Annotated in this window: 21 protein-coding genes and 4 tRNA genes; 10 read left to right on the top strand and 15 right to left on the bottom strand. The window is 34.5% G+C overall.

Annotation, left to right across the window (positions count from 1 at the left end; translation table 11 throughout):
- The first annotated feature begins 3 nt into the window (after window positions 1-3).
- From Q0893_RS02105 to Q0893_RS02060, 10 genes are read left to right on the top strand one after another with little or no spacing between them, the layout of a single operon-like run.
- Window positions 4-1,113, top strand: coding sequence for an FAD-binding oxidoreductase (locus tag Q0893_RS02105; RefSeq protein WP_299272168.1), 1,110 nt, complete (start codon window positions 4-6; stop codon window positions 1,111-1,113).
- Window positions 1,113-1,562, top strand: coding sequence for a 3-oxoacyl-ACP synthase (locus Q0893_RS02100; protein WP_298901206.1), 450 nt, complete (start codon window positions 1,113-1,115; stop codon window positions 1,560-1,562). The genes Q0893_RS02105 and Q0893_RS02100 overlap by 1 nt, the downstream gene beginning before the upstream one ends.
- Before the next feature lie 56 nt (window positions 1,563-1,618).
- Window positions 1,619-2,758: an NAD(P)/FAD-dependent oxidoreductase gene (locus Q0893_RS02095; RefSeq protein WP_367180626.1), complete on the top strand. Its 1,140-nt coding sequence runs from the start codon at window positions 1,619-1,621 to the stop codon at window positions 2,756-2,758.
- On the top strand, window positions 2,755-3,468 hold the full coding sequence (locus Q0893_RS02090) for a methyltransferase domain-containing protein (RefSeq protein WP_298901207.1): 714 nt from the start codon (window positions 2,755-2,757) through the stop codon (window positions 3,466-3,468). Before Q0893_RS02095 ends, Q0893_RS02090 begins: the two co-directional genes overlap by 4 nt.
- Before the next feature lies 1 nt (window position 3,469).
- A complete protein-coding gene (locus Q0893_RS02085) occupies window positions 3,470-4,522 on the top strand; it encodes a type III polyketide synthase (RefSeq protein ID WP_298901208.1) in 1,053 nt (350 codons plus the stop codon).
- On the top strand, window positions 4,516-5,313 hold the full coding sequence (locus tag Q0893_RS02080) for an SDR family oxidoreductase (protein ID WP_299272163.1): 798 nt from the start codon (window positions 4,516-4,518) through the stop codon (window positions 5,311-5,313). Before Q0893_RS02085 ends, Q0893_RS02080 begins: the two co-directional genes overlap by 7 nt.
- Window positions 5,314-5,316: 3 nt before the next feature.
- Entirely contained in the window at window positions 5,317-5,754 is a 438-nt protein-coding gene (locus tag Q0893_RS02075; protein WP_299272160.1) for a hydroxymyristoyl-ACP dehydratase, read from the top strand.
- Window positions 5,751-7,022, top strand: coding sequence for a beta-ketoacyl synthase (locus tag Q0893_RS02070; RefSeq protein ID WP_299272157.1), 1,272 nt, complete (start codon window positions 5,751-5,753; stop codon window positions 7,020-7,022). Before Q0893_RS02075 ends, Q0893_RS02070 begins: the two co-directional genes overlap by 4 nt.
- A 3-nt stretch (window positions 7,023-7,025) precedes the next feature.
- Window positions 7,026-7,280 (top strand): acyl carrier protein, encoded by a 255-nt coding sequence (locus tag Q0893_RS02065; protein ID WP_299272154.1) that lies wholly within the window; start codon window positions 7,026-7,028, stop codon window positions 7,278-7,280.
- Window positions 7,277-7,849, top strand: a complete 573-nt coding sequence (locus tag Q0893_RS02060) for a 4'-phosphopantetheinyl transferase superfamily protein (RefSeq protein WP_299272152.1) — start codon at window positions 7,277-7,279, stop codon at window positions 7,847-7,849. Before Q0893_RS02065 ends, Q0893_RS02060 begins: the two co-directional genes overlap by 4 nt.
- 1 nt (window position 7,850) lies before the next feature.
- Here Q0893_RS02060 and Q0893_RS02055 read toward each other — a convergent pair whose 3' ends face one another.
- The 15 genes from Q0893_RS02055 to Q0893_RS01985 form a co-directional block, all read right to left on the bottom strand.
- A complete protein-coding gene (locus Q0893_RS02055) occupies window positions 7,851-8,558 on the bottom strand; it encodes a DUF434 domain-containing protein (protein ID WP_299272149.1) in 708 nt (235 codons plus the stop codon).
- Window positions 8,559-8,580: 22 nt separating this feature from the next.
- Window positions 8,581-9,192 (bottom strand): hypothetical protein, encoded by a 612-nt coding sequence (locus Q0893_RS02050; RefSeq protein ID WP_299272146.1) that lies wholly within the window; start codon window positions 9,190-9,192, stop codon window positions 8,581-8,583.
- Window positions 9,193-9,300: 108 nt separating this feature from the next.
- Window positions 9,301-9,372, bottom strand: a tRNA-Asp gene (locus Q0893_RS02045).
- Between the two features lie 15 nt (window positions 9,373-9,387).
- Window positions 9,388-9,460: transfer RNA gene (locus Q0893_RS02040), tRNA-Val, on the bottom strand.
- 15 nt (window positions 9,461-9,475) lie between these two features.
- A tRNA-Gly gene (locus Q0893_RS02035) sits at window positions 9,476-9,551 on the bottom strand.
- A 9-nt stretch (window positions 9,552-9,560) separates the two neighbouring features.
- Window positions 9,561-10,916: an SDR family oxidoreductase gene (locus tag Q0893_RS02030; RefSeq protein ID WP_299272144.1), complete on the bottom strand. Its 1,356-nt coding sequence runs from the start codon at window positions 10,914-10,916 to the stop codon at window positions 9,561-9,563.
- 8 nt (window positions 10,917-10,924) lie between these two features.
- Window positions 10,925-11,620, bottom strand: a complete 696-nt coding sequence (locus Q0893_RS02025; RefSeq protein WP_299272141.1) for a hypothetical protein — start codon at window positions 11,618-11,620, stop codon at window positions 10,925-10,927.
- A gap of 58 nt (window positions 11,621-11,678) precedes the next feature.
- Complete coding sequence (locus Q0893_RS02020) at window positions 11,679-12,734, bottom strand: nucleotidyltransferase domain-containing protein (RefSeq protein ID WP_299272138.1); 1,056 nt, start codon at window positions 12,732-12,734, stop codon at window positions 11,679-11,681.
- A complete protein-coding gene (locus tag Q0893_RS02015) occupies window positions 12,731-13,477 on the bottom strand; it encodes a nucleotidyltransferase domain-containing protein (protein ID WP_299272135.1) in 747 nt (248 codons plus the stop codon). The genes Q0893_RS02020 and Q0893_RS02015 overlap by 4 nt, the downstream gene beginning before the upstream one ends.
- Before the next feature lie 5 nt (window positions 13,478-13,482).
- A complete protein-coding gene (locus Q0893_RS02010; protein ID WP_299272132.1) occupies window positions 13,483-14,151 on the bottom strand; it encodes a hypothetical protein in 669 nt (222 codons plus the stop codon).
- A 5-nt stretch (window positions 14,152-14,156) separates the two neighbouring features.
- Window positions 14,157-14,627: a hypothetical protein gene (locus tag Q0893_RS02005; protein WP_298901221.1), complete on the bottom strand. Its 471-nt coding sequence runs from the start codon at window positions 14,625-14,627 to the stop codon at window positions 14,157-14,159.
- 67 nt (window positions 14,628-14,694) lie between these two features.
- Entirely contained in the window at window positions 14,695-16,095 is a 1,401-nt protein-coding gene (locus Q0893_RS02000) for an RtcB family protein (RefSeq protein ID WP_298901222.1), read from the bottom strand.
- A 114-nt stretch (window positions 16,096-16,209) separates the two neighbouring features.
- On the bottom strand, window positions 16,210-17,004 hold the full coding sequence (locus Q0893_RS01995) for an ATP-grasp domain-containing protein (RefSeq protein WP_298901223.1): 795 nt from the start codon (window positions 17,002-17,004) through the stop codon (window positions 16,210-16,212).
- A gap of 67 nt (window positions 17,005-17,071) precedes the next feature.
- Window positions 17,072-18,904, bottom strand: coding sequence for a hypothetical protein (locus tag Q0893_RS01990; protein WP_299272125.1), 1,833 nt, complete (start codon window positions 18,902-18,904; stop codon window positions 17,072-17,074).
- Between the two features lie 299 nt (window positions 18,905-19,203).
- Window positions 19,204-19,316 (bottom strand) — tRNA-Met (locus Q0893_RS01985).
- Window positions 19,317-19,465: the final 149 nt, after the last annotated feature.

Raw genomic sequence — 19,465 nt, 5'->3', positions numbered from 1 at the left:
TCTATGAATCTATCCTATTGGGAAACAAAATCATGGCTCACTAATATCGATTATACAATCGTAGGAAGCGGTATTGTTGGGCTTAATTGTGCTCTAGAATTAAAGCAACGGTTTCCAAAAGCGAAAATTTTAATTGTAGAGCGCGGAACTTTACCTCAAGGCGCTAGTACTAAGAATGCAGGCTTTGCGTGCTTTGGAAGTTTAAGTGAAATCATAAGTGATCTTAAAACACATACAGAAGATGAAGTGTTCCATTTGGTAAAAAAACGAATTGATGGTTTGAGTTTACTAAGGCGTATCTTAGGAGATGAAACCATCAATTATCAAGAGTTAGGAGGCTATGAGTTGTTTTCGAAAGAAAGCAACCTATTAGACGAGTGCCAATCTAAAAAAGGAGCTATAAATACACTTTTAAAGCCACTATTTAATGCTAATGTATTTCGTTTTGAACCTAATCACTTCAAATTTAATAATTGTCATAACAGTTTAGGTTTTAATCAATTTGAAGGCCAGATCGATACAGGGAAAATGATGATGTGTTTAACACGGCTTGTATTAAAATCGGGAATAAACATACTTAACAATATTACTGTTGAGGATTTTTATGAAGAGTCAAGTATAGTGCATGTAAAAACGGATAGATTCGCGTTTAAGACTTCAAAACTGCTTATCGCTACAAATGGTTTTGCATCTAAATTAGGTATTTCCGAAGTAAAACCAGCGCGTGCTCAGGTACTTATAACAAAGCCAATTAGTAAACTTCACATCAAAGGCACGTTTCACTTAGACCAAGGATATTATTACTTTAGAAACATCGATAATCGTATCTTATTTGGAGGAGGAAGAAACCTTGATATGAAAGGCGAAGAAACCACCAATTTAGGTCAGACTCAACATATTCAGGATGCTTTGGAGACTTTATTAAAAACAACAATTTTACCTAATACTTCATTCGAAATTGATCAAAGATGGAGCGGTATTATGGGCGTTGGTCATCAAAAAAAACCAATCGTTCAGCAACAAAGCAATAATGTGTATTGTGGTGTTCGATTAGGAGGAATGGGCGTGGCAATTGGAAGTTTGGTTGGGAAAGAATTAGCTAACTTATTGTAATGAGTATTAAAGAAGAACTTTATAATTTATGCCAAGCATTTATTGATGAACGCTTACAAACGATTCAAAAAACGATTAATGAAATTCAAGAATCGTTACGCTCTGAAACTAAAAGTTCTGCAGGAGATAAGCATGAAACAGGCCGAGCAATGCTACAACTAGAACGAGAAAAGGCAGGGCAACAGCTAGCTGAAATTCAAAAAATCAATCAACTCTTATTAAAAATAGACCCTTTAAAATGTTCAGAAATCATTGGTTTAGGAAGTCTTGTAATGACAACTCAAGCGAATTATTTTATAAGCGTTAGTGCAGGTGAACTGAAAGCTCAACAACAGTCATTTTATGCTATCTCAGCACATACACCCATTGCTCAGTTGCTATTAGGAAAAACCACTGGGAGCGATATTCAATTTAGAAATCAGGAATTTAAAATTATTGAAGTACTCTAATTTTTATCCCAATCAATTTCGGCTTATCTTTAAAGACATTGTTTTAGAAAAAGAAATTGAATACAATACCCTCAACATTTGATGTCATTGTGGTTGGTGGTGGATTAGCTGGTTTGTCTAGCGCAATTCACTTATCAAGACAACAACTTAACGTGCTAGTCATTGAGAAAAATAGTTATCCCAAACATAAGGTTTGTGGTGAATATATTTCTAATGAAGTATTACCTTATTTCAATTATTTGGGTATAGATGTTTTTGCACTTGGTGCTAAAAAAATTGACAAATTTCAATTATCTACAACTAAAAATAAACTTATTTCTACGAGTTTACCGTTAGGAGGCTTTGGTATTAGTCGTTTTTGTTTAGATCATGCTTTAGAACAAAAAGCAATAGATTCCGATGTTAGTTTAATACAAGATACTGTAGATGATGTTCGGTTTAATAATGAGCAATTCACTGTAGTTACAAAAAACCAAAAACAGCTTAAATCGAAGTTTGTGATTGGAGCCTATGGCAAACGATCCAACCTTGATGTAAAACTCAATAGGCAATTCATAAAAACTAAATCTCCTTATTTGGCTGTTAAAACCCATGTCAAAGGAAGTTTCCCAAACGATATGGTAGCGCTTCATAATTTTGAAGGCGGCTATTGTGGTGTTTCAAAGGTAGAGGACGATAAGATTAACTTGTGTTATATAACAAATTTTGAATCCTTTAAGGCATTTAAGAACATTGAAGAATTTCAAGAGAAAGTTATTTTTAAAAACACCTACTTAAAACAAGTTTTTAAGACCACAACACCACTTTTTGAACAACCATTAACGATAAGTCAAATCTCTTTTGACCATAAGAAACCAATAGAGAATCATATCATTATGTGCGGAGATACAGCAACACTCATTCATCCGCTATGCGGCAATGGAATGAGTATGGCCATACGCAGTGCTCAAATAGCATCAACACTTATTGTTAAATTTTTTAATTCGGAAATCACCAGTAGAGATGCACTAGAAAAGCAGTATCTTAGAGAATGGAACACAACGTTTAAATCGCGATTAAAAGTTGGTCGAATAGTTGCTAATTTGTTTAATAGGCCTCATTTGTCGGCGTTTTTAATGAAAGGACTACAATGGTTTCCGGGTATTTTACCACAAATAATTAAACGAACACATGGTAAATTAATGCAGATTGAATGAGCATATTTGTTAGTACAAAATATAGAAGTGAAGCCAACGAGATTATGGACGATTTGGATTATAATGGGCCTATACTTCATGATGCGCTTGATAAGCTAGCAAAGATTAATAAATGGTTGGGTGGTAATAAGGTAACCCTTAGCGGACTTAAAAAAGCACTTAAAGAACACCCCAAAGAACAGCAGATTACTATTATTGATTTAGGCTGTGGAAGCGGAGATATGCTGAGGTTTGTTTCGCGTTTTGGAAAACAAAATGGATATAATTTTCGATTATTGGGCATAGATGCAAATAGGCACACAGTAGATTATGCTAGAGCGTCATCAGTAGCTTATGAGAATATTGAATTTAAGGCTCTAGATATTTTTTCAGAAGAATTTAAACAACTAAACTACGATATGGTATTAACCACATTGTTTTTACACCATTTCAAAGAGGATGAGTTAATAGCGTTCTTAAGACCTGTTTTGGAGAAAGCAAAATGGGGTGTTGTAGTTAACGATTTACATAGACATAAATTAGCATATTACTTATTTAAACTATTATGTATAACAATCAAAAATAAAACGATAATTGAAGACGGTTTAACCTCGGTTTTGAGAGGGTTTAAAAAACGAGAGTTGGTGGCGATATCGCAGCGATTAAATGCCGATTATAAAATTCTATGGAAATGGGCGTTCCGTTTTCAATGGATATTAAAACAAAAATAATATGAGTGTAAGAATAACAGCAGTAGCCAAACAACTACCTAAGTACACTAGAGAGACTGAAGCTATTATTCCTTATTTAAAACTTTGGCTAACTGGTCAGGATGAACGTTTTCAGCGCAAGGTTGTAAAGTTGTTTGAAAACGCTGGAGTAGATAGAAGATACTCAATTATGGATGCCGAAGCGGTGTTTACCAAAACCTCTTTTGAAGAAAAAAATGACATTTATTCGCGTGAAGTTATTAGACTAGGTGAACAATCATTAATAAAAGCACTTGATAAAGCACATCTTAAACCAACAGATATAGATTATATTATAACCGTAAGTTGCACTGGAATTATGATTCCATCTTTAGATGCCTATTTAATCAATAAGCTCAATATGAAACAAGATATTGTTAGGCTTCCAGTGACAGAAATGGGATGCGCCGCTGGTGTTTCTGGAATCATTTACGCCAAGAATTTTTTAAAAGCAAATCCTAATAAACGTGCTGCAGTTATTGCTGTAGAATCGCCAACGGCAACATTTCAACTGGAAGATTATTCTATGGTAAATATTGTAAGTGCTGCCATTTTTGGAGATGGCGCGGCGAGTGTGATTCTGTCGTCATATGATAATGAAAAAGGCCCGACAATTAAGGATGAAGCGATGTATCATTTTTATGATGCCGAAACGATGATGGGTTTTAAATTGGTAAATACAGGATTGCAAATGATTCTAGATAAAGCAGTTCCTGAAACCATTGCCGCACATTTTCCAAAAATTGTACATCCTTTCTTAGAACGCAACGGAATAACAATAGAAGCTATTGATCATTTGATATTTCATCCTGGAGGAAAGAAGATTGTACAAACGGTTGAGGACTTATTTGGATCGCTTGGGAAAAATATTGATGACACCAAAGCAGTGCTTAAATTATATGGAAATATGAGCAGCGCAACTGTACTTTATGTGTTAGAGCGCTTTATGGATAAACAATTGCCTAAAGGTGATCGAGGTTTAATGTTAAGTTTTGGTCCTGGTTTTTCGGCACAACGCATTTTATTAGAATGGTAAAAGAATTTCAAGATAAAAATTATTGGGCCCTTATTTTAGGAGGTTCTAGTGGGTTGGGTTTGGCTACAGCTAAAAAACTCGCTAAACATGGGATGAACATTTGTATTGTTCATCGTAACCCAAGAAACCAAATGGATGCTATTGAAAACGAATTTCATAAAATTAAAGCAGAAGGCATTCAGTTTAAATCTTTTAATGTTGACGCTTTTAAAGCTGAAAATCGAAATAAGATCATTTCAGAATTAACAACAATTCTTGGAAAAGAAGGGCGAATTAGAACACTAGTTCATAGTGTTGCTAAAGGGAATTTAAAACCCATGATAGATGATGAAAAACCTACGTTAAAAAACGATGATTTTAATCTTACAATTAATGCTATGGCTATTAGTTTATATGATTGGACAACATCTGTTTTTGAAGCAAAACAGTTTTCAGAAGATGGAAGGATTATTAGTTTTACTAGCGAAGGAAATACTAAAGCTTGGAAAAACTATGCGGCTGTATCAGCAGCGAAAGTAGCTTTAGAAGCCATAACCAGAAATATTGCTTTAGAGTTTTCGCCTTATGGCATTAGAGCCAATTGCATTCAAGCTGGAGTAACTGATACAGTGTCATTAAGAATGATTCCTGGAAGTGAACAAATTAAAGCACATAGCTTAAAAAGAAATCCGTTTAAACGATTAACGCAACCTGAAGATGTGGCGAATGCCGTATATCTTTTATGTAAAGATGAGGCCGCATGGATCAATGGTTGTGTGATTCCTGTAGATGGAGGTGAGCATATAAGTTAATTGATGAATTCTAAACAAATCATATCATTATTGCCCTATCAAGACCCCTTTTTGTTTGTTGACGACTTGACTGAAATATCTTCTAAAGGGATTACTGGGCATTATACGTTTAAAAAAGAAACCCATTTCTATAAAGGTCATTTTAAAAACAACCCTATAACTCCAGGTGTGATTCTCACCGAATGTATGGCCCAAATTGGTTTGGTGTGTTTAGGAATTTATATACTGAAAGATGAGTTTGTAGAAAATACCAATCCAAAAATTGCTTTGACTTCAAGTCAAGTCGATTTCTTTTTACCAGTATATCCAGGAGAAAAAGTGACAGTTGTATCAGAAAAAGAAGTCTTTAGATTTAATAAGTTAAAATGCAATGTAAAAATGTACAATGAGAAAGGTGATTTAATATGTCGAGGAAAAATCTCAGGAATGATTAAAGCATGAAAAACAGAGTTGTCATAACAGGATTAGGCGTTGTTGCACCAAATGGTGTTGGTCTTGAAGCGTTTTCAAAAGCTATAAAAAAGGGTGTTTCCGGAATTACGTTTCATCAACAATTAGCCGATTTAAAATTTTCATGCTGCATAGGAGGAATACCTCAAATTTCCGAAGAAAAAAAACTTGAATACCTTACGCCCTTGCAACTAAGAGGTTTTAATAGTTCTGGTATTTTATATGGATGCATTGCAGGAATCGATGCGTGGAAAGATGCTGGATTATCCATAGACAAAGACAGTGAATTAGATTTTGATAGCGGAACTATTTTTGGGACAGGAACATCTGGAGTTGAGAAATTTAGAGAAGCCATCTATAAACTTGATGATCATCTGGTTAAACGTTTAGGTAGTACTGTTGTGGTACAGACTATGGCAAGTGGTATTAGTGCATTTCTTGGTGGTATTTTAGGTTTTGGGAATCAAGTAACAACGAATTCTTCGGCATGCACAACAGGAACCGAAGCAATTCTCATGGGCTACGAACGCATCAAAAGTGGTCAAGCGAAACGGATGTTGGTTGGGAGCTGTAGTGATCATGGCCCATATATTTGGGGTGGATTTGATGCCATGCGCGTGATGACTTATAAGCACAATGATATGCCTAAAATGGGTTCAAGACCAATGAGTGCTAGTGCTTCTGGATTTGTACCTGGGTCTGGAGCAGGTGCTTTAGTTTTAGAGTCTTTGGAGAGTGCTTTACAAAGGAATGCCACTATTTATGCTGAGGTTTTAGGCGGACATATTAATTCTGGAGGACAAAGACTAGGAGGAACAATGACTGCCCCAAATGCTGAAGCTGTGCAACGATGCATAAAAGAAGCGGTTATTAATGCTGATATTTTGGCCAGTGATATTGACACCATTAACGGTCATTTAACGGCAACTTCTAAAGATAGCTTAGAGATAGATAACTGGACAAAAGCCTTAGACCGAAAGGGAGAAGATTTTCCTTATATCAATTCCTTAAAATCTATGGTTGGCCATTGTCTTGCTGCAGCAGGAAGTATTGAATCTGTAGCGACAATATTGCAACTAAAAGAACAATTTGTTTTCCCAAATATTAATTGCGAAGACGTCCATCCTCAAATCTCCCAGATGATTTCTGAAGATAAAATTGTGAAACAACACCTAAGAACAACGTTAAATATTGCTGCGAAAGCTAGTTTTGGTTTTGGCGATGTGAATGGTTGTATTATATTTAAGAGATATAATTAAGCTATGACAAACGATCAATTAATTGCTAAACTAAAAACTATTGTTGAACCCTATATTCAGGATGAAACAGCCTTTGCAAATCTTTCCGAGGATACCGATTTTATTAATGATTTAAAAATTAACTCTGCTAATTTGGTCGATGTGGTTTTAGATGTTGAAGATGAATTTGACATTAGAATCGAAAATGAGGACATGGAAAAAATGATTTCAGTAAAAGCAGCCATGGCTATTGTTAATGAAAAGCTATCGGCAAAATGATTGGTAACGATATTGTTGATTTAAAACACATGAATAATACATGCCATTGGCAACGCCCTCGTTTTTTCGATAAGGTGTTTACCTCAGAGGAGCAAGAGTTTATTTCAACTTCGGAAAACGAGCAGCTTATGGTTTGGTTACTTTGGAGCATGAAAGAAGCGGCTTATAAAGTACATGTGCAGCAATTTGGCAAACGATTTTTTAACCCAAAACGATTACAATGCCAGATCATTTCCGAAGGTAAAGGAAGTGTTGGAATTGATGATCAAATGTATTTTACATGTTCGACAATTACTGATGATTATGTTTATACTGTCGCTACAAAAGACTTAAATGAACCTTTCAATACTGCGGTTTTTAAATCTGAAATATCCACCTATACTGTCCAGAGCGACGCATTGAAACAAGAGGTACTTAGAACGATATCTAAAACAAAATCGATACCCATTGACACATTAAGTATCAAGAAGAATACACCCGGAATTCCAAAGGTTTTTTATAAGTCAGAACAATATTCAATCGATATGTCATTAACGCATTGCGGGCGATTTTCGGGGTTTGCGTATTAGTTTATTTGCTATAAATTATAGTAGCTTCTGGAAGACATTCTTCAATAATGTGCTTACCCAAATTAAGCCAACGCTTGGCACGATCTAAGACCCAAGCATCAGAGCTTACTACAATATGTTCGCTTTCAGCTAAGCGTTTATCAGGATTATTATCTAGTATTATTTCCCAATTGAAATCATGCGATTCAGCCAATGTTCTTAATATGGTTTTAAGTCGACCACTATTAGAAACAGGTTTGTCAAAAATCCAAATCACTGTATTGTTTTTAAGAAGTTGACCAACAGTAATCAAAGCCTTTTCTGTTTGTTGCACACGTTTGTAGGTGCCGTGAACACCAGATAAATCCCTATAAGCATGGTCTAAACCTTTAAAGAGGTAAGCTCCAGACAAGGCACTTTCTAAAATAATGAGGAGATTAAATCCGTCAATACTAATGGTTTCTGAGGCTATATTTTCGAATGGAATCATGTGAGCTTCTCGTCTTTCTATTTGTTCTTGTGAAGCACTCATGCCTTGAACTGCTTGTTGTTGCCTAACATTTAATCGGTGTTTATTTCCAACGAGTTGCAATGACGATTTTTCGGCATAGCCTCTAGAGAGCAAATAGTGCATATCTGTAATCGCATCTTTAAGTTTCTGATGAATTTTATCAGAACCAAAAAGCTGGTCATCATTACTATTTTTTCCTCTGTTTCTTGTTTTAGACATTAAAATCAATTTAAGAGGTTCCCTATTTCGGTTTAAGTTTAGAAATATCTCCTCTGTATATATTAACAGGAAATATGGTTTTATCTATGACCTGATGTTCCATATCTTCCATTGGAAATATAGGGCGTTTGGTTTTAGAATTAATAACTTTCAAACTCGCTAATTTAGATCCTCCAGAACGTTTTTTATTAATTTTTTTGGCATATTTTACAATTAAACCAGCAAGAGCTTCGTGTTCTTTTATGAGTAACGGATTTAAACAGGTTAGATATAAATAATCATGTATAGATTTTCTCACTGTCAAGTCTTGCCCGTATAATTGATGGAATAAAAACCAATATAATTGGTTCTGACTCACAGCTATATTTCTCTCAATTTCAGTAGGAGGAAGAATAAGATTGCCATAAATACTAATGATTGAATTGTCGTCTAAAAACAACAACTCATTATGCGTAACGTTTGCCTTTTTAATGGCACGATTTAATTTTTTATAACGCCAATAAATAATCACGCAAATATCATGAAGTTCTACAGGAAATCCATTTGGATAATGAACATTTTCAGGGTGTAAGAAACCATTTTTATGCTCTAGAAGCACTTTGTAGAATTGTTCATTTAATATCTTGAGTTTCATAAAATCAATTTTAAAAAGGAGCATAAGCAAGACTCGAACCTGCAACCTCGGATTTGATGTCCGCTGTTTTTCCAATTAAACTATTACGCTCCCAGTATTAAATAAAGTGAGGGTGTATGGGATTCGAACCCATATCCTTCTGCGTGACAGGCAGACGCTCTTCCTGTTGAGCTAACACCCAATATTATAAAAGTAGAGAATGTATGAGATTCGAACTCATAACCTCGGGGTTGTCGACCCCGCGTTCTTCCAATTGAACTAACATTCTCCACCAATTTTTTAAAGTAGCAGACGGGACTCGAACCCGCAACCTTCGCTTGGCTGGCGATGTTCTTCCAATGATCTTGAACTACTGCCACAAAAATAACTTACCAAGATTCAACTCTATAATTTTTCAAGAGTTTTCCGGCTAACTTTTTTTGATGTGTTAATGTCTCGATAATAGGATGAATAATACGAGATGCACCATCTACTGGATCTAAGGGAGGGATATAACCACATTCATATTGTTTTTCTCTCAATGATTCTATCGCTCCTGTAGAAACCCAGCCAACATCAACGGCACTCATACAAATATTATAACCCTCATATTCTTTGGCTGAGGTTCGTGTGAGCATATTCAAAGCGGCCTTTGTCATATTAGTATGCGGATGAAACACCGTTTTATTAGTATAACTAAACTGGCCTTCAGAAGAGGTTACATTAATAATAAACTTCTGTTTAAATGCAGATGCTTTCATTAATGGCGTAAGCTCCTTTATTAAGAAATATGGTGATATTTGGTTGATTAAATTAACTTCAACCAACTCATACATTGACACATCTTCCAATGTTGAGTTCCAACTGTTTTTAGAGCTTAAATCTACGGGTTGCCCAAAACGATTCAGTTTTAATTCTAAATCACTTACAGATGCAAGTGCTTGCCTGTTTTGAATTATAGGCGTTTTGTTTTCAATAAGCTGTTGAGAAGGCCCATAATTTAAAAGCAACTCTTGCTCGTTCTTAACAATTGGCTCATAATATTGGTCTGAGTATTTTATCGTTTGTGCCGCATTATTTATTAATATATCAAGGCTGTCATGATGAGATGTATAATACGAAATAAAATCTTCAACAGATTTGAGGTGCTTTAGATCTAACCCATATATAGTTAAATTGCCCGACCAAGCATTATAATCTTTTTCCTTCTTAAAAAGAGCTAATGCCGAAGCAGGAAACCGCGTTGTTACTAAGACATTGGCATGACTTCTTAAAAAACGCAATGCAGTGGCGTAACCAATTTTTACTCGACCTCCAGTTATAATAACATTTCTAGAACTTAGGTCTACAGAGGCAAAACGATTGGCATAATTGAGCTCAGCACATGTTGGACATAACCTATTATAAAACGAATGAACTTCATTATAAGGAGCATTACATGAATAACAATTTTTAGGAATATTGATGGTTTCATAAGACTGCTCTGTTCTTGTAAAACCATTATATTCTGTAGTATTGTTTAACGCGTTTTGCGCAATTTTAGAGCTTTTAAGTATTTGCAAATCGTGGGTTCTTTTAGCTTTATAACTAGACGATCTGTTTTGTTTTTTGGCATTCTTATGAATTTTAGAAATCAATGTCCCAAATGTTTGATTATCTGGATTATCTAAGGGCTTGTCTTTTAACTCAGACAAAACCTTTAAGCAGGATTCCCATTCTTTGGATGTGAAATTATACGACTTCATAATTTAAGTTATAAAAAGGGTTCTAAAAAACCTATTAACAATTGATCTTTGTATGACCATCGCATACCATGACCACTTTCTACTCGTATTTCGAAAACGATTTCATGTTTGTAATGATGAAAGGTATTCCACCAGGTATGCTGTTCAATTAGTGTTGTTATGATTTGTTTTACTTTATTTTGTTTTTGCTGCGGTGTCCCTTTTATATTGCCCCAAAAAGCATCTTCAGAGCGGTCTGTATGCTTTTCCCAAGCCCGAACACCTACACTTATTTGTGAGTTAAATGCGCTTAAAGAACTATCAATAAGCACCTGTTTTTTTAATGGTAAACCCTTAATGGTTTTTAGAGTTGCCGACGTTTGTCGTTGCCCCATAATTAAAAGGATGTGATTAAAAGGTGTATTTTGAATCGTTTCCACAAGTTTTTCCGTTATAGCTATATCATTACTAATTTTTTCATCTATTATTTCTGAAATATCAGACTCAAAAAACCTGTATGAAGTATCTAAATTTGGCGTTATCTCTTCTGAAAAATGAGGCAATGGCAAATGGTCTGAAACCCCGTTCTCATGAAACCTTATCAACCCTTTTGAAAACCTTTGAATGTGTTCTCGCTCAAAGAACAGTCCATAGGATTTTAGCCAATCTTTGGAAAACAAAGATTTTGCGTCTAATATAAGTTGTGTTAATTGATCTGCTGTCATGATTACTTATGTCTTTGGCAAATATGATACAGTTGTACGCAGTCTTTTTACGTAATGATTAATAGTTGTTATAAAATTCTGTTCTTATAGACGCCAACAATGTATTAATATGAGCCATGTTTGGTCGTTCCATCAAATTAGAGCTTTTATAAATATCGTCTAATTCGCTTTTCATGTGTTCGGCTTTATTAACCAGGTCATCATATTCAAATTCGGCATTTTTCACAGACAATAAAAAATCCCGATCCAAGCGTTTCACATTAATACTCCCATCCAAACCAATTTCTTTTGCCATATGCAATAGCCTAAAAGTATGCATCATGTTTTTAGCATCATAGTTTTTGCTATGAGAGATATTGTTTTTATAGCGTTCCTCATTTCGAATATCTACCCAGTTCCAATACTCTTTATATGTTTTACAATACGCAGAGTAGCCATCCACATTAAAATACAATACAGCTATAGGCTGTTCTGGTTTTGGTACAGAACTTAAACAAACCTCGTTGGCATTAACTCTTGCAATCCCGTTGTAATTTAGATTTTCGTGATAAAACAGGTTGTAACAGTCCTTCATGTGAGGTAAATTTACTAGTCCGCAGTGTTCAGCTTTTAAATTATTATTCTTAATAAAATCTTTAAAAGGTATCGATTGTTTATCGGCTCTTATGTAACAAAAATCCTCTACTGTTTTACGCTCTTTATCGATTGGGTTAACAATTTTTTTGTTTAAACCTCTTGCTTTTTTAATTTGAGTAAAGGCATAATTAGCAAAGGTGTTTTTGCAAAGTTTAGATAGAAAGTCTTTTTTTTCAATGCTATCAAAAATGGGATGCTTATACAGGATGCACTCGTCTGGAACATTTAAAAGTTCTAAGATATTTGGATTGTTTTTAGACAATAACTCTACAAACTTATTCAGTTCATAATAGGCAATATCATTAGTTTCGTTGTTAACTTGCCCAATATAATTAAGCCCATAAAACAGGTTCTTAGGCAAAATAAAAACGCCTCTTATATCTGTATCAGAAGCGGCAGTATCTAAGCCATATGCTTTACTGCCGCTAATACTTTCAAAGATGATTGCTCCAGATGTTTTAAGATCTTCTATGGTCATGATATTGTGTTTAAGAAGAAACTATTAAATTCTTCTGGATTTGATTTTTTATGCATTACATCGTTTTTTATACGATTATTTTCTGCAACAGTTTCTCTAACCAATGTAATTAAAGTAGGATCAACTGGTTCTTGGCTTTTCTCTATTTCCCGACTTTTCAAATCAATTAAGTCATCTAATATTGAATGATATTTCATGTCGATTATAGGATAGAGCTCTTTAAATAAAACAGGCGGGATGCTCTCTTTTTTATAGATCCAATTGGCACATAAGGCTGTTCTAATCGCATAGAAAAAACTTTTAAGTGTCATTTTTTCTGTATCTAAAGTTTCTTCAAAGCCTTTACTCATACTGCTATAATGGTAAAACCCAGAAACTGGATTAAAGTTATTTGTAGCGAGTGATTTGACGTCATTTAAAAACGATTCATCGGCTCTATAGATTACTGGAGAAAATAACCACCCTAAGAATGAAGCATTTGATTTTGCTAATAGTTTAAGAGCCTTTCTTAAGTCCCACCCTGAACCATCAAGATCGTCATCGGTCATAAACTCTATAGTGTCTTTTTGCTCCCATAGATTCAAATACCAGTCTGTATTGTGTTTGTACACAAAACGAATGTCATAGTCTGAATCTGGAGATTCAAAACCCCAAGCCCTGCTTCCAGATTCCACTGCAAATAGGATCTCTATGTTACGCTCCCTTTCTATCTCGGAGAGTTTTTCTAGTATTTTAGTTTTCATTGTTTTTAATTTTTATTTTCCAAAAGACTATAAGCTATTGATAACCGATTAGCTTCTTCTTTATGTGTTGTGTTTAAGAAATGTTGTTCAATTTTCTCAAGGATTTTTGGATGTGCATATAATTCTGCTAACCTTTCGTTTATAGGCTGAGAATAACCTGTTAAGGCTTTATCTACAATATTTGAAATGAGCTTTTCTGAATCAGATTCTAATAAAATCTTAGATAATGTTTCAAAATCATTGTAAAGTAAATTCAATGAAATGAAACCGTCAATATGTTCTGAATTCTCATTTAGAGCCTGTATTAGAGCGCATTCTAAAACAGATTTTATAGCTTTAATCTCTTTCGCTTCCCAACCTTCCCATTTAGCATAGTCTAACTTTTCAAAAGTTAAAAAATCCTCTCTTACATCTGCTGAAAATATTACAAGTTCTAGTATTCTTGGTAAAAAGTGCTTGTAATCTTCAACATCTCCAAAAGTGGTCATTGCTGAGGTCATAAAATGATAAATATCGTCTTTATCAAGTGATTTAATAGGCTTAGACAATAGCATTTTTATTTCGGTATCAAAGACGCAACAATCACAACTCCTATCTCTTAAGTTTCCCAATATTGTATAAGATTTAAAAGTATCGTATAGATGATCTATAGCTTTTAAAAGTTGTGTTTTCATTGTTTTTAATTTTTCAAATTATGTATTGAGCGACCTATTAATTCAACGAAGGCATCAATATTATTATTTCTTTTATAAAGATGCTTAAAAGCATTGTAATGTTCCTTATGAATCAAGTTATCGTTTTCAATTTTCACCAATCTCGGGTAACTTCTATTGGAACAATCTTTTACCAAATGTCTAGTAAGTAAATCGTGTGTTAAACTTCTTTCAACCTTGATGCAAATAATATCCTCATATTTTTCCTTAATTACTTTCGAAAGATTATAACGATTATAATAGGCATGAATAAAATAAATTTGACCATTATTGATTTTTAGAAGCTCTTTAAGTTCAGATTTATCCTTACGTTTTTGAATTCCCCCAGAAATAATAGTATAAATTATAATTGGAAGGAAAATAACCGCAGCAATTATGATAATTGGAATGGCAACTATAAAACTCATAAGTCCTCTTATAATTTCTACTATTTTCATGGTCTTGTTTTAAAAAGCAGACCGACTAAAACCAATTAAAGTCAGCCTGCTTTTGCGTTTTCAAAATTCACTTTCTATTTTTTTTACGTTTTTCTCTTCTAATCTTCCAAGGTGCATTTTTTTGCCAGTCGCCTGCCATAATACAACCATAAGGCATCACTTCATCAATAACTTTACCTAAGCCAAATTCGTCCATTTGAGTTCTTACGGCTTTTGCATTTTTGTAAGCACTAGGAAGCTCAGTAATATCAATTTCCTTAGAGAAAAAACGAACATCCAAACCTCTAGTTTCTTCATTAAAGATCTGCATGATGCTTCCTGTTTTGCTTTTTCTATGTTGAGTTCTACTCACATTTCTACCAGCACCATGAGGTGCAAAACCTAAATTGGTTGTAGTTGTAGCGCCTTCAACAATTAAAACAGGCTCACTCATGTTTAATGGAATCAATCTCGGACCCGTAATATCTGGCATAAACTTAGCATCTAAAGGCGTTGCACCTTTGGCGTGATAAAACAAATCTCCATCCTTGAACACAAAATTATGTTCGTTCCAATACCTGTTTTCAATAGCGATCTCTAAAGTATCTGCCACCGAATTATGAATCACTTCATGATTGGTTTTTGTCCACTGTCTGATCACCTGCAACGCGTCCCAATATGATTGTCCTTCTTCAGTATCAAAAGGAATCCAGGCGTTTTGTTTTTTTGTGTCTGGCGATAATTCCTTTCTGAAACGTTCGGCTATTTTCATTCCTTTAGTATACAAACGTGCTCCAGGACCTCTTGATCCATGATGCGTTACTAACATGGTATTTCCCGTTTTTTTAGATCTACCAACAAACAAGAAATGATTACCATCACCTTGTGTTCCTAAGTGTGATCTGGCTATTTTCACCATTTCTTTATCATTCAAGAATACGTTAGTTTCAAAAGCCTCTAATAAGTCCTTCGGAAACCGAAATTGAGTGTTTCTATCACGTCCACCAGGACCAAAATGCGTATTGGCGTGAGCAGCGTCAAGGATGTCTTTAGGATCTGCTTTACCGAAATCGGTTAGCATCACCGAGCAGCAAATATCGGCACTATGCATTCCTGGGTGAATGGCGTTTTTTGCAACAGCCACACCTCCAACTGGAATAGTTCCGTCTGGACCAGCAGGACAAGCGTCAGGCATAATTGCACCATCAACAAGTGTTGGTGTTTTCATTAAAGTCTGCATTGAGTTAATCACTTTAGAAACGTTGTCTTCTTCCAGTTCGTTTTCTGCTTTAATATTTATAGAAAATGCCACAGGAGCATTATGCAAAGCTATTGGGTCTGGTGACTTAAATTGTTCTAAGTACGATGCCATAGCCTCACCTTCTAAGCCATTGTCATTAATATGAGCAATAGCTTCTTTCATCCATTTTCCTTGTCTATATCCTAAGGCGATTAAATCGTGACCTGTTGTTTTTGTTTTCATTTTCATTTCCCGTGAAAACGGGATTTTTTTAAGTTAAACTTTATTTTTAATGAGATTCCTCGATTGTGCTCGGAATGACATTACAAATATTATAACGTATTACGCAGTCTTTTTGCGTAGTTAAATATATGTCTTATTTATAGTGAAATAAGTGAATAATGCTTTGAAAATAGCCTTAATATTTGTGTTAGGATAAAAGCCAGAGCTATTAATACAGTTAATTTCTACAATTTTCCAACCGTTATGTGTTAAGCCAATATCCATTACGAAAGCGTCGGCAATATTAAAAAGGCTTATCATTTGCTTTGCAAACTGAATACCTTCTGGTGGAACATTTAACTCGAATGCGCTGTTTTCATTAAATTTATAATAACCTGCATCTATGATTTGTTCGCCTACAATCCAAAGTCTTGCTTCCTTACGAATGTCTTGTGGCTTTGAGATTTGGATAAGCGTATTTTCGTTGAGGTTTTCTGATCGTTTACTCGCAAGTGCTTCATAAACATAATCAGACCACGTATGCTTGTTGAAAACCTGTCCTGTGAACACTTTTGCATCACGAAAAGGCTTAATAAATAATTGGGTGTTTGTTGTCCAATCTATGTTATCTGTAAGTTTCATGACTTGAAATTCATAGTTTAACACATGGTCTTTGTAGTGTTTTGAATAGATTTCAAATAAGTGATTATTCCCATAAAATGAGTTGGGTTTCCAATCGGTGTATTGCAATGCCAAACGTGCTAATCTTACCGAGCCATATACAAAAATATCTTGTCTATTTGTGTTGAGTTTTAAGTGTTTCGTTTCTTTTAAAACTTCAATGGTTTCATAAGGATAATTTAGCTCATCTAACACATCGTAAATTCTGTTATGATCGGGATCTGAGTATATATTTGATTGAATTAAAAAGTACATGTTTTCAATAGTGTTTGTTTTAAATTAAGCCTACAAGATTGGGCTTGTAGGCTATTGAAACTTCGTTCTAATTAAAAAGTTTTAAAAAACTATCTTTTTCTAAATTTTCCAAAGAGAAATCAAAATCGGCTTCGTCTTTATAATCTGTAATTTGAGCTCCTAAAGCTCTGACTAAACTATCAAAAGATAAAGATTCATTCCATTGTTGATATAAGGCTTTGGTTGCTAAATTTGATACTTCAGAATTACCAGACACTCTAGTGTGACCTGCACCAAAGTTTAATAATACAAAGCACTGTTTGTCTTTTTTTGGAATTAATATTCCTAAAATAGTTTGCTTTTGTACAGACTCACATCTAATATCTGCAAACAGTTTGTTTGGATTCATCATATAGTCTTTAGAAACAGAATCGCCTTTACCGACGATAATTTTGTAGCCACAATCGGCTGCTCCGGAAAACACATTGTTTTGAATCAAAGTAGGAACATTTAATCCCTTGTTAGCATATAAATATTCTACAGCGCCATTAGGTGCTGAGGTTATATCTCCAGAATACATAAGATTGCCTTGTTGTTGATTATATGCGGCATTCCAACCTACTTTACCTGCAATGTTTAAGCCTGATAAATCTAAGTCTCTTGCTCCCCAAGCATCTTCCCAATAAATACCGACTGCTAACTTTTTACCATAGAAACGCGTCCCAGTAGGAATATTTCCCACATACATTTTTTCTGATGTTGGTAAAGCATAAGTAATGTCCTCAGGAAAAAATAAGCGCTTACCTGATAAATCAAAACGTTGTTTTAAATACTTAAGCAAGAACGCGTAATTTTGCTTGAACACCGTGTTTTCAGGAACGACTCCTTTATATTTAGCTGCTTTATTTTTCTTCAAAAGATTAACAAGCATGTTCTTTCTAACTACGGTAGAAACAGTATTAGATTTGACCCAAGATTTACCATTTCTAATTCTGTATAAAAAAGCATCTTGACCTTGGTTTCTGGTGTAGCATGCCGACAATGCTTTAAACAAAGCAAAAGGCGTTGCGTTATCTAACCAGTGAATATCGTTATCTGTTATTAATGCATTTGTGACATCGTTTAACGGATTAGAAATTAAAGGCTTGTGATACGTTTTAGATAACTTGCTAATCTTGTTGATCGTTTTAGGAGCTTTACTTTTGAATGCCAAAAACAAAGGTTTGAATCGGTTAAAAATTTCCGCAAGTTTTTCTAATCCAAACGTATTAAATGCTTGCGCTGGATTGTATGAACTGTCTTTGATTAATTCAATTAATGCGTCGTTTTTGATTAACAAGGTGGTGTCTGTAGCTCTATAAATGATATACCTAAAAAATTCAACAGGATTACTAGGGTAGATGTCATAATACTCGGCTAATTTTACAACGGCCTCTTTGTTTCTAATGTGTTCTTTGCCAGTAAATGTGTATCCTAATTCATCTACTAAAATAGTAATCAAGGCATCTACTGTGTCTTCTTTTAAAGCCATACCAGATGCTAAGATGTTCAAGCATTTCTGAGTCATCTCATCTATTGAATAGGCATTTATTATCTTATAGCTGAGCTTTACATTTGGAATACTTAAAATTTCTTCTGGAATATAAATGTCATCTCGAAAGTTACTTCCATAGGTTGACAGATAGTGCTTAATTTGCTCCATGTATAACTCATATCTTGAGCTATTTCTAATTTTAAGCCACGACTTGTGGAACGTTTTATTTAGATCATTGCCACTGAGTTTTTCAGCTTTTAAAAAAGCCATGATTCTATCTTTTGCCCAAAGTGCATTTGGTGCTATAATATAGCCTTCATCTGAGATGTATGGCTTGTCGTTTGATGTTTTCGCTAATACGGCGTTAAATAATTTTAATGTATTCATAGTATTCATATTTAAATAAGTGAGGTGTATGGATTTGATTAAAAGTCAATGAAATAGGAACACCTTTTACCTATTATTTTTAAAGACGAAGAGTAATTATCCTGCACCCAATGGGTGCAAGTCGTGAATTTATAGGAACTCTATTTGTCTTTTAAGACGAGATGTAGATACAACCAGAAGACCCTTCCGGGCGCTGGACTCGAACCAGCTAATTATAGGAACATCTTATGTCTTTTACTAACGGAAAGTAATTTCTCCGATGAATATTATAGGAACTTTCTGTGTCAGTAATTTTAATGTAGTCCAGGTGGGACTCGAACCCACGCCCCGCGGATTATGAATCTTTACAGGAACTTTTTTATGCCTAAAGCGAAAAGTATTTTCGCTGCTCTACCTTCTGAGCTACTGGACTATTTTTTTAAAAAAAGCGTTCTGAGAATACCTTCGCTTATAGACAAGCTTTCCTAGAATTATAACTTTCGTCTTCTCTAGTTTTCCACATTCTTCTCATTGCTTAGAGTGTCATGTACTTGTCTGATGCCTATTTACATTGTAGCTGTT

The organism is uncultured Psychroserpens sp. (assembly GCF_947494225.1).
GTDB lineage: Bacteria > Bacteroidota > Bacteroidia > Flavobacteriales > Flavobacteriaceae > Psychroserpens.
This window is presented reverse-complemented; position numbering and strand designations above follow the sequence as displayed.